Here is a 15,004-nt window from a genome sequence, read left to right as displayed (position 1 = left end):
TCGACGTCAGCGGTTGAACTTGCCAGCCAGGTATTCGGCCCGACAAGCACTGCGGGCGAGTTTGCCGCTCGTAGTGCGGGGAATGGTGCCGGCGGCCACCAGCCGCACATCGGCGACCCGAACCTGGTGGTTGCGCAAAATGGCCGCTCGCACGGTGTCCTCGATCGAACTCAGATCGGTGCGACCGGCGCCCGCGGCACGCTCGGCCAAGACCACCAGCTGCTCGCCGGAGCCGCCATCCGGGGACGCGAGCATGTCTGCGGGAACGGAGAACGCGGCGACATAGCCGGTGCGCACAGCGGGTGAACAGTCGCCGACCGTGGTCTCGATATCGAACGGATAGTGGTTGCGGCCATCGATGATGATCAAGTCCTTGATCCGGCCGGTCAGATACAGCTCACCCTCGAGGTAGACGCCGAGGTCACCGGTCGCCAACCAGCAGCCGCCGTCGGCGGTGCCCTCGGCATGGCTGCCGGAGGTGAGCCGGGACTGCAGCCTGTTACCGAACACGCGACGTGTCTCGTCCTCGCGCCCGAAGTATCCGCGGCCGATGTTGTTGCCTTGCAACCAGATTTCGCCCACGATGCCGTCTGGCAGCTCGCCGCCATTCGCGTCGGCGATCACCGCCCACTGATCGGGAATCGGCTGCCCGCAGGACACCTGGCTGACAGCGTTCGGATGCTCGGGTGCGACGACCACCGCGCGGCCGGCGCCGAGTTCTTCCCGATCGAGGAAGATAGCGCTCGCCGTGGCGTCCTGGGAGATGCTGGCCACCGAGAGCGTCGCTTCGGCCATTCCGTAGGACGGCTTGACAGCGTTGGCCGGCAACCCGTACGCAGCAAACGCGTTGGTGAACTTCTCCACCGCCGACATGGTGACCGGCTCAGACCCGTTGAGGACGCAGACGACGTTGCTGAGGTCGAGGCTCTCGCCCGCCGGAGGCAGTCCCCGCTCCGCGGTCAGTTCGAAGGCGAAGTTCGGTGCCGCCGCGAAGGTGCGGCCGTAGGTCGCCTCGATGCCCAGTTGCTTGATCCAGCGGTAGGGCCGGCGAAGAAACGCCATCGGATCCATGATCGTGACGTGCGCCCCGAAGAACGCCGTGAACATGATCATCATCAGCCCCATGTCGTGGAACAAGGGCAGCCAGCTCACCGTTCGGACGTCGACGTCCAGCCCACCGCTCATAACCATCTGCATCGCGTTCGTGTAGACGGATCGATGGGTGATCTCCACTCCGGCCGGTGACCGCGTCGAGCCCGAGGTGTACTGCAGGTACGCGATGTCGTCGGTGTGCAGGCTGGCGCCGGTGAACATCGAACCGAGTGTGTCCGGCAGCGCGTCCACCGCGATCATCCGAGGTCGCTCGTTGGGCGCAAGCGTGCGGATAAACGTCCGAACCGACTCGGCGACGGCGGTCGTGGTCAATACCGCGGCGGGCCGGGCATCGGCCAGCACCGCAGCCAATCGCTCGGCATGCCCGGACATGGTCGGCGCGAAGAGCGGGACAGCGATATTGCCTGCATAGACGGCACCGAAGAACGCCGCCACATAGTCGAGGCCCTGCGGCGCCAGAATCGCCACCCGATCGCCCGGCTTGGTGACCTGCTGCAAGCGGGCGCCGATCGCACACACCCGGACCCATAGCTCGTTCCAGCTGAGTACCACGGGCCGGCCATCGGCTTCCTGCGAGTAGTCAAGGAAGCGATATGCCGGACTGTCGCCGTGCTCGGCCCGGTTGCGGTCAAAATACGAGGTCAACGTCAAGCCTTCGGGTACGGCGATTGCGCCCTCGTGCAAAGCGAAAGGGTCCACATCGCCCGCAGTGGGCACAACGTCGTCCAAGCAGAGTTCCCGACTCACGGTAGGACAGATTAATAGGCGCATGTGCTATTCGCCGCACCGGTTCGCTATGGCGCAGATCACGATCGGGGCACTATCGGCCCGTTTGTCACCGCTCAGGGCCTGGTAGGACGGCCAGAACGGTACGGACAGATTTGCTAGACCGACATTCTCGGGCCCAGGATTTTCGGTCGCAGAGACCGCTCGGATAGCGAGTTTGCAAACGTGTTCGAAACTCGCCCGCGACCCAAGCCAGGTGCTCAATTGTCGAGAATATTGGCGATGCGCTCTTCCAGCCGGCCCCGTTCGCCGACGTCGTCGATATTGATTCCGAACCGATCGCCAAGGGTGTCTACGACCGCGGCCGCATCGTCGAGAACGATCTTTTCGGTCCCATCGTCGCGGTGGATAGCCAGGTGGCGGCCGGCCAGGTTGATTCGGGCATCGTCGCTGACGAATGCGGCCATCAGGCCGGTCACGAAGGGCGAGGCCGGGTTCGTCGAGACGTACCAGCTACCCATCTTCAGATCGATCTGCGGCCGGGTTTGGGTGGTGAATTCGTACAGTGACTCCCACTCGCCACGGACCTGGGCCGCAAGCACCAGGCCCTCGCCGTGCTCCTCGAGCCGGTAGGGCTCGCGGTTTGTCTGCTGGACGTTGCCGGTTTCGAAACGGATCGGAGACGTCGGGGTCTGGCCGCCGAAGCCGACGTCAACGAGATAGCAGCCCTGCGAGCCGGGAAACGTCACGGCGAGCACCGTGTGGGTTTGGGACGGCACCGGCGCGTCGGGCGCCAGCATCCAGATCACCCGCCCGACCAATCGGCGCACCCGAAAGCCCACCTGCGCCAGGACGTAACCCATCAACCCGTTCTGCTCGTAGCAAAAGCCGCCCCGGCGCCGATGAACCAGCTTGTCGAACAGTGCGTCCGGCCCAAGATCATCGACCGGAACGCCCATCATCGGGTCGAGGTTCTCGAACGGGATGGTCTGCGTGTGAGCAGTCATCAGACCTTGCAGCACGTCAAGGGTCGGCTCAACGGCACCGCGATAGTTGATGCGCTCGAAGTACGCGGTCACGTCCAGTGTCATAGGTCCATTCTGGCCGAGCGCTAACGCAACAGGAAACCCATGGCGTGAGAAGGCGATTGGATCAATTTCATGCCTCGCTGGGGCCGTTCCGCTGACAGCGCGCCGAGGGCACCGCCCACGGACCCCGACCCCCGGCGCTGTTGAGCTGGCGCGCCGGCCGGACATTTGTGGATCATCGCCCAATTGATCATGTTCGAATCCGGTCCCCGGGGAGTTACCGAGCGATACTCTTGAACCCGCGAATTCGACAATCGCGGGGAAGTTGAGCGCCAAGAATTATGGGTGAGGGGTCCCCCAAAGACGCGCCTGCGCCTAGCGGCATCATCGTGGAACTGTCCTCCGCCGGATTCGAGGACGCACGCCAAGTGGCCCGGGGTGGCGCCGGAGTGATTTATTGCGCCTACGAGACGGCGCTGGGTCGCAACGTCGCGATCAAGGTGTTGCCGTCGCACATCGACGAAGAAAGCCGGGAGCGTTTTCTGCGCGAAGGCTATGCGATGGGCGGGCTCTCGGGGCATCCGAACATCGTCAACATCCTGCGGGTCGGAGTGACCGAGAGTGGCCGGCCATACATTGTGATGCCGTACATGGCCACGGATTCCCTGGCGGTCCGGCTGCGTCGAGAAGGGCCAACCGCCTGGCCCGAGGCGTTACGAATCGCCGTAAAGCTTTGCGGGGCACTGGAAACCGCGCACCAAAGCGGTACCTTGCACCGCGACATCAAACCCGCGAACGTGCTCGTCAGCGATTACGGCGAGCCGCTGCTGAGCGATTTCGGGATCGCCCACATCGAAGGTGGCTACGAAACAGCGACCGGGTTCTTCTCCGGCACAATCGACTACACCGCGCCGGAGGTCATGACCGGCAAATCGGCGACGGTGACATCCGACATTTACTCTCTGGGTGCCACCATCTACGCGCTGATCGCGGGCGGGGCCGCGCACGAGCGCAAGAACGACGAGGACCTCGTCGCGCAATACCTGCGCATCAGTACGACCCGGATTCCCGACATGCGTCCCGAGGGAATCCCGGAGGTGGTCTGCGCGGCGATCGAGCATGCGATGGCGATCGATCCGGCGGAGCGCCCCCTTTCCGCGGCGGAGTTCGGCCGCGAATTGCAATCCGCACAGCGGCTCAGTGGTTTGCGGCCCGATTCGATGGCGATCACCAGCACCGGCCCTGAGCCAGGTCGCGCGACCGACACTCAGACGGGCGTGGCAGTCCAGACTTCGCTCGCTCCCGCGGCGGCGCCACCCACGCCCGACCGCACCACCTCGACCGTTCCGAAATCGACCCCGCCCGCCGCGGACCCGGGCCCCACCAGACAGCTCGGTGACGTCGTCGGAGGCGCTTCGCCACGTCTGCACTCCGGACCGCCGACCCGGGACGAGTTCTTCGAGGCTGCGAGCATCCTGCGCGGCGGATACACCGCCGAAACCCAAGCGCAGGTTGGCGCCTCCGCGCCGCCTGGGCAGGTGGCTGAAGCGGCGGGCGGCGGATCCGGAATGAGCCCGCCGAGTGGTCCCGGGCAACCCGCCTCATCCGGCGCGGTCCCGCCGCCCTGGCGCAAACCGTTGATGGTCAAATTGCAGGAGTGGTTCACCGAGCCGGGCAAAAAGCGCAATCGCGTCGCGATGGTCGGCGGTGCTGCCGTCCTGGTCGTGCTCCTGGTCATCGGCGGTCTCTACTTCGGGCTTACGCCCGACAACAACCAGAAGCACGTCACGAGCCAACCGCCGACCCAGGCGCCCGTTGTGTGGAAGCCGATCACGAACGCTCGGATGTCGCGCACAGCGGCGGCGACGACGCAGGTCGACGGCACAATCTGGATCTTCGGCGGGATTCGCAGCGACGGCGCTGTCACGTCAATGCAAGAGGGCTACGACCCCGTCATCGACAGCTGGAAAGGCGGCGACGATCTACCTGTTGCCGTTCAGCGCGCGATGGCGGTCAACTGGCAGGGAAACCCGGTCGTACTCGGCGGCTTCAAGACCGTCGGCGGTAAGAATGTTGCGACGGACCAGGCCTGGCGGGTCATCAACAGTCGTTGGGTGGAGCTGCCCCATCTGCTGCAACCCCGGGCGGCAGCGGCGGCCGCGGTCGTTGGCGACCGCCTCGTCGTCACGGGCGGTGTCGACTCCAGCGGTGCTCTGCTGAACACCACCGAGGTCTTCGACGGCACCTCCTGGAGCCTCGGCGCACCGATACCGACCCCGCGGCAGCAGTTGGCCGCGGCCTCGGACGGAAAGCTCGTCTACACCGTCGGCGGCACCACCGGGGACTCCGACCAGGTGAACGTCGAAGCGTATGACCCGGCGGCGAAGAGCTGGACGACCCTGCCCGCACTTCCCCAGGCGCGCAGCGATCTGGGCGTTGCCATCACTGACGGACGGCTGGTGGCCGTCGGTGGCGTTTCCGGAGGCCAAGTCCTCAAGAGCGTTTCGGTGTTCGACCTGATGTCCAAAACGTGGTCCGGTTTGCCCGACATGGCGACTGCGCGGCACGGGATGGCCGTCGCGGCGGTCGAGAAGTCCGTGTACGCGATCGGCGGATCCGGTGCGATCGGCGACAGCCAGGCGATGTCGACGGCGGAAGTGCTCAAACTGCCGGCCCGGAAGATCCAGCCGGCCGCGCAATGGCGTTCTCTTCCGGACGCACCGACCGCCCGGCTGATGATGGCGTGGGCGGTGCTCAACGGCAAGATCTGGATCATGGGCGGACTGCAGAACGGCGTCGCCTTGCAGACGGTCGAGAGCTACGACCCGAAGACCGGCGCCTGGGAAACCGGTCCGCCGCTGCCCATCCCGTTGCACCATGCTGCGGCGGCGACCTACCGCGGCGAGGTGGTCGTGCTCGGCGGCGCGACCGAGAACATCGCCGAAGGGTCCAACAAGGTGTTCGCCTTGCGTGGCGGAAACTGGGTGGAGTTACCGTCCCTCACGCATCCTCGCGCGGCACCGGCCGCGGCCGTGGTGGGCGACAAGCTGGTCGCGGTCGGCGGGCAGAACGCCAAGCAGATGGTTCCGCAGACCGAGGTGTTCGACGGCAGTTCGTGGAAGGACGCCGCCGACATGCCCACCCCGCGCGAACACCTCGCTGCGGTCTCCGATGGCACGTACGTGTACACGATCGGCGGGCGGTTCCTGTCCTCGGACAAGAACTCCGCTGCCCTAGAGCGGTTCGACCCGCAATCCGGGCAGTGGACCAAATTGGTGGGCATGCCGACGCCGCGCGGAAGCTACGGCGCCACCTATATCGACGGCCGGATTCTGGCGGTCGGCGGCGAGGAGCCGACCCGGGTGCTCAACGTTGTCGAGATGTACGACATCTCCGAGGGGAAGTGGAGCACGTTGCCCCCAATGCCCACACCGCGGCATGCCGAGGTGGTGGCCACGGTGGGCAACACGGTCTATGTCATCGGTGGCGCGAACCGGCCCACGCATGAGGGCCCGATCGCGACCGTCGAGGCACTGGACTTCATGTAATTTTGGTGGCGTGCACGACTTCTCGCAGCTAGCTGGGGCCGATCAGGAAGCAATCGGCAAGACGCTGCTGACGTTGCTGAAGGCGTTCGACGAGCGTGACGCCGAGCCGCTGCTGGGGGTGTATTCCGACGACGCCGACTGGGTCAACGCGTTCGGGACGGTCAAGCGCGGACGCGATGACATCGTGGAGTACCTGCGCGGCCTGTTCCGAGACGAGAACTTCAATCGCGGCGAGCTCGCCGGTCCGCCGGAGACCAGTTTTCGGGTCCTGACCCCGCAAGTAGTCCTGGTCTCGGCGCACCTGCGGGTCAAGGGTCAGGGGCTGGTCGGCGGCGCCACGCTGGACCGCGACAACTTCTCGCTGCGCGCGTTACAGCGTCAGGACGATGGATCGTGGCTGATCGTCTCGGAGATGTTCTCCGACGCCAATACCGAAACCACCTACCAGCATTAAGCCGAACCCGAATAGCTGCTGCTCTGACGCGTCGAACGTGTTCCGACGGCGAGAATCCGGCCGAAAATTCGCCCAGCAGCACATTCGGCGCATTCAGCGTTGGCGACATTGGCGGCGCCTATGAAATTGCGGCCCCAAGCAGCGCATGCTGCGCTTGTTTGATATATGTCTAATATGGGGATCCGTAAAACGGATCGGCCCGGTGGCCCGCCCCCTCAACGGGCCACCGGGAACCCATCACCGAGCTGCTTGCTCAAGGAATTCACCAACATCGCGGCAGTCGGCAAGTGCATGCCGAAATCGTTTTTCCAAAATGTGGCGCCGTCAAACATCCATTTGCGCTGGGCGTGAAGGACCTATCGCGGAACGCCCGGGTGAGACACCGGCGAGTTCTAGAGCCAGGTGTCCTGCGTCGTGGTGGTGAGAAACGCCTCCAGGTCGTCGCGCCACTGGGCCGGTGTCGTCTTGTCCGGTTCGATCCCGGTGTATTCGCCGCGATAGAACAGCAGCGGTCGAGGCTTGATCTTCGGAGCCTCCGACAGCGACTGCACCGCACCGAACACCACGAAGTGATCGCCGCCGTCGTGCACGGATGCCACCGTGCAGTCGATGTGGGCGAGCGAGCCGTCGATGATGGGCGAACCGAGTTCTGATGTGTGCCAGTCGATCCCGGCGAACTTATCGGGCTCTTTGGATCCGAATCGCGCCGAGACGTGCTTTTGCTGCTCGGTCAGCATGTTGACGCAGAACCGGCCGCTGGCCTCGATGGCCTGCCAAGATCGCGACACCTTGGTCGGGCAGAACAGCACCAGCGGCGGGTCCAGCGATAGCGCCGCGAACGACTGGCAGGCGAACCCGACTGGGATGTCGTCGTGCACGGTGGTGATGATCGTGATCCCGGTGCAGAACTGACCCAGCACGCCGCGAAACGTGCGCGGGTCGATCGGCGCGGCCGCCATCAGCTCTTGAAGCCGACGCTGAAGTCGTGGCCCCACAGGCTGATCGCGGTGCTCTCCCGGGCGATCCAGTCCTCGTCCTCGACTTGCCTTCCCTCACAACCAAATTCGACATCAAATCCGCTGGGGGTCTTCATGTAGAAGGACAGCATTAGGTCGTTGACGTGGCGGCCCAACGTCGCCGACATCGGCACCTTCTTACGGAGCGCCCGGTCCAGGCACAGCCCGACGTCGTCGGCTTCTTCGACTTCCATCATCAAGTGCACGATGCCGCTGGGAGTCTGTCCGGGCATGAAGGCCAGGCTGTGGTGACGCGGGTTGCAGCCCAAGAATCGCAGCCAGACCGGCGGCCCGTCGGCGGGCCGACCGACCACCTGCGGCGGCAGCCGCATGGAGTCGCGCAGCTTGAAGTCCAGTACATCGCGGTAGAAGTGCAATGTCTCTTCGTCGTCGCGGGTCGTCAACACCACGTGTCCCAGACCCTGCTCGGCGGTGACGAACTTGTGCCCATAGGGGCTGACCACGCGGCGGTGCTCGAGGGCGGCACCGTGGAAGACCTCAAGGCAGTTGCCGGACGGGTCGGAAAACCGGATCATCTCGTCCACCCGGCGATCGGCCAGCTCGGCGGCGGTGGCCTCCTTGTACGGCGTGCCCTCGACGTCGAGACGGTTCCGGATCTCTTGCAGGCCTGCGGCATTCGCGCATTCCCAGCCGGCTTCGATGAGACGGTCTCCCTCGCCGGGCACGATCACCAGCCGGGCCGGGAAATCGTCCATCCGCAGATACAGCGCACCTTCGGTGCTGCCCTTGCCCTCGATCATGCCGAGAACTTTGAGGCCGTACTCACGCCAGGCCGCCATGTCGGTGGCCTCGATGCGCAGGTAGCCCAGAGAGCGAATGCTCATCGCGCACCTCCCAGGAAGTCGATGGTGAGCCTGTTGAACTCGTCGAACTTCTCGACCTGTGCCCAGTGCCCACATTGCCCGAAAACGTGTAGCTGTGCACGCGGGATCGTCTTCAGCGCGACCAGGGCACCGTCCAGCGGGTTGACTCGGTCCTCGCGGCCCCAGATCAGCAGCACCGGCTGGCGCAGTCGATGCACCTCGCGCCACATCATGCCGAGTTCGAAATCGGCTCCGGCGAAAGACATTCCCATCGCCCGGGTGGCCGTCAGCGATTCCGGCGTGCTGGCCAACGCGAAGCGCTGCTCGACCAACTCGGGGGTGATCAGCTTCTGGTCGTAAACCATCACCCGCAGAAACGCCTCGAGATTCTCGCGGGTGGGCTCGGCCGAGAACTTGCCCAACCGCTTGACGCCCTCGGTCGGGTCGGGGGCGAACAAGTTGACGCTCACCCCACCAGGTCCCATCAGCACCAGGCGTCCGGCGTGGTCGGGGTAGTCCAGGGCAAACCGGACCGCGGTGCCGCCGCCCAGCGAATTGCCAACCAGCGGAACACGTCCCAGACCCAGCTGGTCGAACAGGCCTTTGAGTGCCCGAGCCGCGTAGTGGTTGAACTGCCCGTGCTCGGCACGCTTGTCGGAGTGGCCGTACCCGGGCTGATCGACCGCCAGCACATGAAACTGCTCGGCCAGCACCGGGATGTTGCGCGAGAAGTTCGTCCAACTCGCCGCGCCCGGGCCGCCGCCGTGCAGCAGCACGATTGTCTGCTCGTTGCCTGCACCCGCCTCGTGGTAGTGCAGCTTCAGCGGCCCATCCACGTCCACCTCTGCGAAGCGCGAGGTGGACTCGAACGTCAATTCCCCCGTTGTCGCGGTCATGCGTTAGACCATGGTGTCGCCGGGCGGCAACCCGAACTCGTTGTTCCCGAAGATCTGGTAAGCCCGCTCGGGATCATTGGCCGCGTGCACCCGGCCGGCGTGCGCGTCGCGCCAGAACCGTTGCACCGGTTGGTCATTGCCCAGAGCAGTGGCGCCGGAAGCCTCGAACAGCCGGTCGATGGAGGCGATCGCGCGCCCGGTGGCCCGCACCTGGTCGCGGCGGGCGCGGGTGCGCAGGTCGAACGGGATCTCCTTGCCGGCGGACAACAGCGCGAACTCGTCGGCGACGTTTCCGCTCAGCTGACGCCACGCGGCGTCGATGTCGCTGGCCGCCTCGGCGATGCGGACCTTGGCGAACGGGTCGTCCTTGGCCTTCTCACCGGCGAATGCGGCCCGCACTCGCTTGCCCTGGTGCTCGACGTGTGCGTCGTAAGCACCGTAGGCCATTCCGACGATCGGTGCCGAAATGGTCGTGGGATGCATTGTGCCCCAAGGCATCTTGTAGACGGCCGCGGTGTTGTTCTGATACCCGCCTGCGGTGCCGTCGTTCATGGCCTTGTAGGACAGGAATCGGTGCCGTGGCACGAAGACGTCCTTGACCACGACGGTGTTGCTGCCGGTGCCGCGCAGGCCGACGACATGCCATACGTCATCGATGCGGTACTCGCTGCGCGGGATCAGGAAGCTGCCGAAATCCACGGGCCGCCCGTCTTTGATGACGGGCCCGCCGAGGAACGCCCAGGTGGCGTGATCGCAGCCCGACGACCAGTTCCACGATCCGTTGACCAGGTATCCGCCGTCGGTCACCACGCCGGCGCCCATCGGGGCATACGACGACGAGACCCGGGTCTTGGGGTCCTCGCCCCAGACCTCTTCCTGGGCCTGCTGGTCGAACAACGCCAGGTGCCAGTTGTGCACGCCGACAATCGAGCTGACCCAGCCGGTGGAACCACACGCACTGGCGATCCGCCGCACCGCCTCGTAGAACAGCGAGGGATCGCATTGCAGACCACCCCACTGCTCGGGCTGCAACAGGGTGAAGAAGCCGACCTCGTCGAGCTCGGCAACGGTCTCATCGGGCAGCCGGCGCAGGTCCTCTGTCGCCTGAGCGCGCTCCCGAATCTTCGGAAGCAGATCGTCGATCCCCGCTAAGACCGACTGCGCATCACGCTGTTGAATGGACGTCACTTAGGTTTGCCTCCTGGGCCGGACTTACTCAGTGGACTTACACAGCAGACTAGAACATGTTCTGATTTGTGTCGAGCAGGGTATTCCTGCACCTGGTAGCGATATGGATCGTGTTTTCTGTAACATGTTCTAGTTGTCACGGAAGGGAGGGTGGGTCTTGACGGAAGCGGATCTGGACCAAGCACCCGACGAGCCGCTCGGCGACCACGTTCTCGAACTGCAGATCGCCGAGATCGTCGAGGAGACCGACGACGCGCGCTCGCTGGTGTTCTCGGTGCCGGACGCGTCGGGCGACCCGAAGATCCCGGCTGACCGGCTGCGCTACGCGCCGGGCCAGTTCCTGACACTGCGGGTGCCCAGCGACCGGACCGGTTCGGTGGCACGGTGCTACTCGCTGTGCAGCTCGCCGTTCATCGACGACGCACTCACAGTCACGGTGAAACGGACCGCGGACGGATACGCGTCCAATTGGCTGTGCGACAACGCCCAGGCAGGCATGCGGATCCACGTGCTGGCCCCATCGGGCAATTTCGTGCCCAAGACCCTCGACCAGGACTTCCTGCTGCTGTCCGCGGGCAGCGGGATCACCCCGATCATGTCGATCTGCAAGTCGGCGCTGGCCGAAGGCAGCGGGCAGGTGACGCTCATTTACGCCAACCGCGACGAAAGCTCGGTGATCTTCGCCGATGCGCTGCGCGAGCTGGCCGCCAAGTATCCCGACCGGCTCACGGTGCTGCACTGGCTGGAGTCGCTGCAGGGCTTGCCGAGCGCGGCCGCGCTGGCGAAGCTGGCCGCGCCGTTCACCGATCGGCACGCCTTCATCTGCGGGCCCGGACCGTTCATGGACGCGTCGCGTCAGGCCCTCGAGACGCTGAAAGTGCCTGCGCCACAGGTGCATATCGAAGTGTTCAAGTCGCTGGACTCCGATCCGTTCGCGGCAGTGACGATCGAGGACACCGCCGAGGGCGACCAGCCGCCGGCGACCGCGGTGGTGCAGCTGGACGGCGAAACACACACCGTGTCCTGGCCGCGCAGCGCCAAGCTGCTCGACGTCCTGCTCGCCAAAGGCCTCGATGCGCCGTTCTCCTGCCGGGAAGGGCACTGCGGAGCATGCGCCTGCACCCTGCGCAGCGGCAAAGTCAACATGGAGATCAATGACGTGCTCGAGCAGCAGGACCTGGACGAAGGGCTAATTTTGGCCTGTCAATCTCACCCGGAATCTGATTCGGTAGAAGTCACCTACGACGATTAGTCGCGGAGTTAGGTTCTGCCTCGAGGGTTCGACGGAAGGAAACGCCGATGATGCGGTCGGTACTGGGCCTGGCAGCCGTCGGAATGATGGCGACGTTGCTGCCCGCTCCGAGCGCCTGGGCGGCGAGTAACACCGCGACCACGCTGTTCCCGCTGGACGGCCCCAACCAGCTGGAGACGCATACCTTCCTCAACTGCTTCAAATCCGATGGGCACTGCGACTTCATCGCCGGAGCCGACGTGCGCACCCCCGACGGGGTGATCGGGTTCCCGCCCGGCTTGTGGGCGCGCCAGACCACCGAGATCCGGTCCAACAACCGGATGGCCTACCTGGACGCACACGCGAACGGTCAAAACGAGCGGGTGATGAAGTCGATGGGGACCGACGAGATCACCAACGTCTACTTCGGCGAGGGACCGCCGGAGAAGTATCAGACGAACGGCCGCATCGACTCCACCGACTGGGGTACGGGTCAGCCCAAGACCGACGTCAGTGTCATCGTCTGCACCCACATGCAGGTGGTCTACAGCGGGATCAACACCACCTCGCCGAGTACCTGCGCCCAGACCACGTTCTCCTAGGCGCGGCAGGCCGCCAGCGTTCTCTAGCGCGGCAGTCCGAGCAGCCGCTCGGCCGCCACGGTCAGCAGGATCTGCTCGGTGCCTCCCGCGATCGTCAGGCAGCGGGTATTGAGGAAGTCGAATACCGCGCGGTCGTTGTCCGCCCGGCGGTCAACCAGGCCGCCGCCCTCGGCGACGTCCATCGTGAATTCGGCCAGCGCCTGCCGGTAGCGGACGCCGATCAGCTTGCGCACGCTGGATTGCGCGCCGGGGTCCTGGCCACCCACCGCCAGCTGGGCGATGCGCTGATCCAGCAACGCGCCCGTCTGGGCCAAGATGATCAGCCGTCCCAGCCGGTCTTGCTCGGCGACGTCGAGGTCGCGCCGCGCCAGCAACTTGAGCAGCTCTTCCATCGGGTTGCCCAGCGCCGTCCCACTCGCCATCGCGATCCGCTCGTTGGCCAGCGTGGTGCGGGCCAGCCGCCAGCCGTCGTTCACCGTGCCGACCACCATCTCGTCGGGGACGAACACGTTGTCCAGGAACACCTCGTTGAACAGTGAGTCACCGGTGATCTCGCGCAGCGGCCGGATGTCGATGCCGGGCGATTTCATGTCGATCAGGAAGTAGGTGATGCCCTTGTGTTTCGGGGCGTCGGCATCGGTGCGCGCCAGGCACACACCCCAGCGCGCCTTATGCGCGGCCGACGTCCACACCTTCTGCCCGGTCAGCAACCAGCCGCCGTCCCCGCGAACCGCCTTGGTGCGCAACGACGCCAGGTCCGAGCCCGCGCCCGGCTCGGAAAACAGCTGACACCAAAGGAATTCGCCACGCGTGGTGGCGGGCACGAAACGCTCGATCTGTTCCGGCGTGCCGTGCTCGAGGATCGTGGGCGCCGCCCACCATCCGATCACCAGGTCCGGTCGCTCCACTTTGGCCGCGGCCAGCTCCTGGTCGATCAGCAGCTGCTCGGCCGGCGATGCGGCGCGCCCGTACGGCTTCGGCCAGTGCGGGGCCTGCAGCCCGGCCTCGGCGAGGGCCGCCTGCCGCTTCTCGGCGGGCAACGCGGCGATTTCGGCGACGGTCGCGGCGAGCTCGGCTCGCTGACCCTCGACCTCGGTGAGGTCGATGCTCAGCCGTCGGCGCACCCCACCCTGGGTCAGCGCGGTGATGCGGCGCAGCCAGCGCTCGGCACCACCGAGGAACCGGCCGATGGCGTGCGCGCGGCGCAGGTACAGATGCGCGTCGTGCTCCCAAGTGCAGCCGATGCCGCCGAGAACCTGAATGCAGTCCTTCACGTTGGCTTTCGCGGAAGCGATGCCAACGCTCGCGCCCAAAGCCGCGGCGAGGGAGAACTGTTGGCCATCCGGCTCACCGGCGGCGCGAGCGGCATCGGCGGCGGCGACCTCGGCCTGCTCGGCGCGGCAGAGCATCTCCGCACCCAGGTGCTTGATCGCCTGGAAGCTGCCGATCGGCTTGCCGAACTGCTCGCGCACCTTGGCGTAGGCGACGGCGGTCTGAAGCGACCAACGCGTGATGCCGGCTGCCTCGGCCGCCAGCACGGTCGCGGCGAGCTCTTCGACCCGCTCCCGCGACTCGGCGATCGGGGTAGCCGGCGCCCCGGTCAAAACCACCCGTGCCAATGGCTGGGAAAAGTCGGCAGCCTGTAACGGCTCCACCTGCACGCCGTCGCTGCCGGTATCGACCATGACCCACCTGTCGCCGGCGGGCAGCAGCAGCAGGCCGCCTTCCACCGTGTTCGAGGCGCCCAACACGAAATCGACGGTGCCCGATGCCTGCGATGACCCGCTGTCGAACCGGACGTCACCCTCGAGCGCCAGCCCGGCGAAACGCTCACCGGTGGCGAGCGCGGACAGCAACTCGGGATCGGTGCCCGCCTCGGAAAGAACCACAGTGGCCAGCGCGGTGGTGGCGACCGGCCCGGGCACCAGCGCCTTGGCCGACTCTTCGACCATCGCGCACAAATCCTCGATGCTGCCGCCAGCCCCGCCGGCCTCCTCGGATATGGCCACACCGAACAGGCCGAGGTCGGCCAGCCGGGCGAACACCGGCCGCCAGGCGTCCGTCTTTCCCTGCTCGACCTCGCGGATCGCGGCGGTCCCACCCGGCCCGGAAGTCGTGTTCCGGGCCCAGTCGCGCACCAACTCGCGCGCCGCGAACTGTTCGTCAGTGACGGTCGCTACCACCTGGGGTCCTCCGCGTGCTCGATTCAACGTGACCATTAGGGGCGCTACAGCCCACTAGAACGTGTTCTAATAGTGCCAGCGAACGACCGTCAAGTCGAACGCCATTACAGCAGGACAACTCGCTGCCCCGGCGGGACGGAGGTGGGAAATTCACACTCGGCTTGCGTATCGTTTGCGAACGAACCGCCCGAAAGA

Annotated in this window: 11 protein-coding genes; 4 read left to right on the top strand and 7 right to left on the bottom strand. The window is 65.8% G+C overall.

Annotated elements, in window-relative coordinates:
• Positions 1-6: 6 nt before the first annotated feature.
• Together DB708_RS02475 and DB708_RS02470 are read right to left on the bottom strand one after the other, a co-directional pair.
• Complete coding sequence (locus DB708_RS02475; RefSeq protein ID WP_108920339.1) at positions 7-1,884, bottom strand: fatty acyl-AMP ligase; 1,878 nt, start codon at positions 1,882-1,884, stop codon at positions 7-9.
• A 215-nt stretch (positions 1,885-2,099) separates the two neighbouring features.
• Positions 2,100-2,930, bottom strand: coding sequence for an arylamine N-acetyltransferase family protein (locus DB708_RS02470; RefSeq protein WP_108920338.1), 831 nt, complete (start codon positions 2,928-2,930; stop codon positions 2,100-2,102).
• Between the two features lie 278 nt (positions 2,931-3,208).
• On the opposite strand from DB708_RS02470, the gene DB708_RS02465 reads away from it, so the two are divergent.
• A complete protein-coding gene (locus tag DB708_RS02465) occupies positions 3,209-6,415 on the top strand; it encodes a serine/threonine-protein kinase (RefSeq protein ID WP_108920337.1) in 3,207 nt (1,068 codons plus the stop codon).
• A gap of 10 nt (positions 6,416-6,425) precedes the next feature.
• On the top strand, positions 6,426-6,869 hold the full coding sequence (locus tag DB708_RS02460; protein ID WP_165839706.1) for a YybH family protein: 444 nt from the start codon (positions 6,426-6,428) through the stop codon (positions 6,867-6,869).
• Positions 6,870-7,261: 392 nt separating this feature from the next.
• Here the strand turns inward: DB708_RS02460 and hsaB are convergent, their stop codons facing one another.
• From hsaB to hsaA, 4 genes are read right to left on the bottom strand one after another with little or no spacing between them, the layout of a single operon-like run.
• Positions 7,262-7,828: a 3-hydroxy-9,10-secoandrosta-1,3,5(10)-triene-9,17-dione monooxygenase reductase subunit gene (gene hsaB, locus DB708_RS02455; protein WP_108920335.1), complete on the bottom strand. Its 567-nt coding sequence runs from the start codon at positions 7,826-7,828 to the stop codon at positions 7,262-7,264.
• Positions 7,828-8,730, bottom strand: coding sequence for an iron-dependent extradiol dioxygenase HsaC (gene hsaC, locus DB708_RS02450; protein ID WP_108920334.1), 903 nt, complete (start codon positions 8,728-8,730; stop codon positions 7,828-7,830). Before hsaC ends, hsaB begins: the two co-directional genes overlap by 1 nt.
• On the bottom strand, positions 8,727-9,605 hold the full coding sequence (gene hsaD, locus DB708_RS02445) for a 4,5:9,10-diseco-3-hydroxy-5,9,17-trioxoandrosta-1(10),2-diene-4-oate hydrolase (protein ID WP_108920333.1): 879 nt from the start codon (positions 9,603-9,605) through the stop codon (positions 8,727-8,729). Before hsaD ends, hsaC begins: the two co-directional genes overlap by 4 nt.
• 3 nt (positions 9,606-9,608) lie before the next feature.
• Positions 9,609-10,793, bottom strand: a complete 1,185-nt coding sequence (hsaA, locus tag DB708_RS02440) for a 3-hydroxy-9,10-secoandrosta-1,3,5(10)-triene-9,17-dione monooxygenase oxygenase subunit (RefSeq protein ID WP_108920332.1) — start codon at positions 10,791-10,793, stop codon at positions 9,609-9,611.
• 157 nt (positions 10,794-10,950) lie between these two features.
• Between hsaA and DB708_RS02435 the strand changes: the two genes are divergently transcribed.
• Both DB708_RS02435 and DB708_RS02430 read left to right on the top strand, forming a co-directional pair.
• Positions 10,951-12,045: a ferredoxin--NADP reductase gene (locus DB708_RS02435; RefSeq protein WP_108920331.1), complete on the top strand. Its 1,095-nt coding sequence runs from the start codon at positions 10,951-10,953 to the stop codon at positions 12,043-12,045.
• A gap of 47 nt (positions 12,046-12,092) precedes the next feature.
• Positions 12,093-12,626 carry a hypothetical protein gene (locus tag DB708_RS02430; protein ID WP_108920330.1) on the top strand — a complete coding sequence of 178 codons (534 nt, stop codon included), beginning with the start codon at positions 12,093-12,095 and terminating at the stop codon, positions 12,624-12,626.
• Between the two features lie 23 nt (positions 12,627-12,649).
• On the opposite strand, the gene DB708_RS02425 is transcribed toward DB708_RS02430, so the two are convergent.
• Positions 12,650-14,809 carry an acyl-CoA dehydrogenase gene (locus DB708_RS02425; protein WP_108920329.1) on the bottom strand — a complete coding sequence of 720 codons (2,160 nt, stop codon included), beginning with the start codon at positions 14,807-14,809 and terminating at the stop codon, positions 12,650-12,652.
• Between the last annotated feature and the right edge of the window lie 195 nt (positions 14,810-15,004).

The organism is Mycobacterium montefiorense, from assembly GCF_003112775.1.
Classification (GTDB): domain Bacteria; phylum Actinomycetota; class Actinomycetes; order Mycobacteriales; family Mycobacteriaceae; genus Mycobacterium; species Mycobacterium montefiorense.
Note: the sequence above shows the minus strand (reverse complement) of the source record. Positions and strands in the feature narration are given on the sequence as shown.

What these genes read in the sequence shown, in the direction of transcription:
- DB708_RS02475 (WP_108920339.1), bottom strand. Translation starts at nt 1,884, where the DNA reads ATGCGCCTATTAATCTGTCCTACCGTGAGTCGGGAACTCTGCTTGGAC.
- DB708_RS02470 (WP_108920338.1), bottom strand. Translation starts at nt 2,930, where the DNA reads ATGACACTGGACGTGACCGCGTACTTCGAGCGCATCAACTATCGCGGT.
- DB708_RS02465 (WP_108920337.1), top strand. Translation starts at nt 3,209, where the DNA reads ATGGGTGAGGGGTCCCCCAAAGACGCGCCTGCGCCTAGCGGCATCATC.
- hsaB (WP_108920335.1), bottom strand. Translation starts at nt 7,828, where the DNA reads ATGGCGGCCGCGCCGATCGACCCGCGCACGTTTCGCGGCGTGCTGGGT.
- hsaC (WP_108920334.1), bottom strand. Translation starts at nt 8,730, where the DNA reads ATGAGCATTCGCTCTCTGGGCTACCTGCGCATCGAGGCCACCGACATG.
- hsaD (WP_108920333.1), bottom strand. Translation starts at nt 9,605, where the DNA reads ATGACCGCGACAACGGGGGAATTGACGTTCGAGTCCACCTCGCGCTTC.
- DB708_RS02430 (WP_108920330.1), top strand. Translation starts at nt 12,093, where the DNA reads ATGATGCGGTCGGTACTGGGCCTGGCAGCCGTCGGAATGATGGCGACG.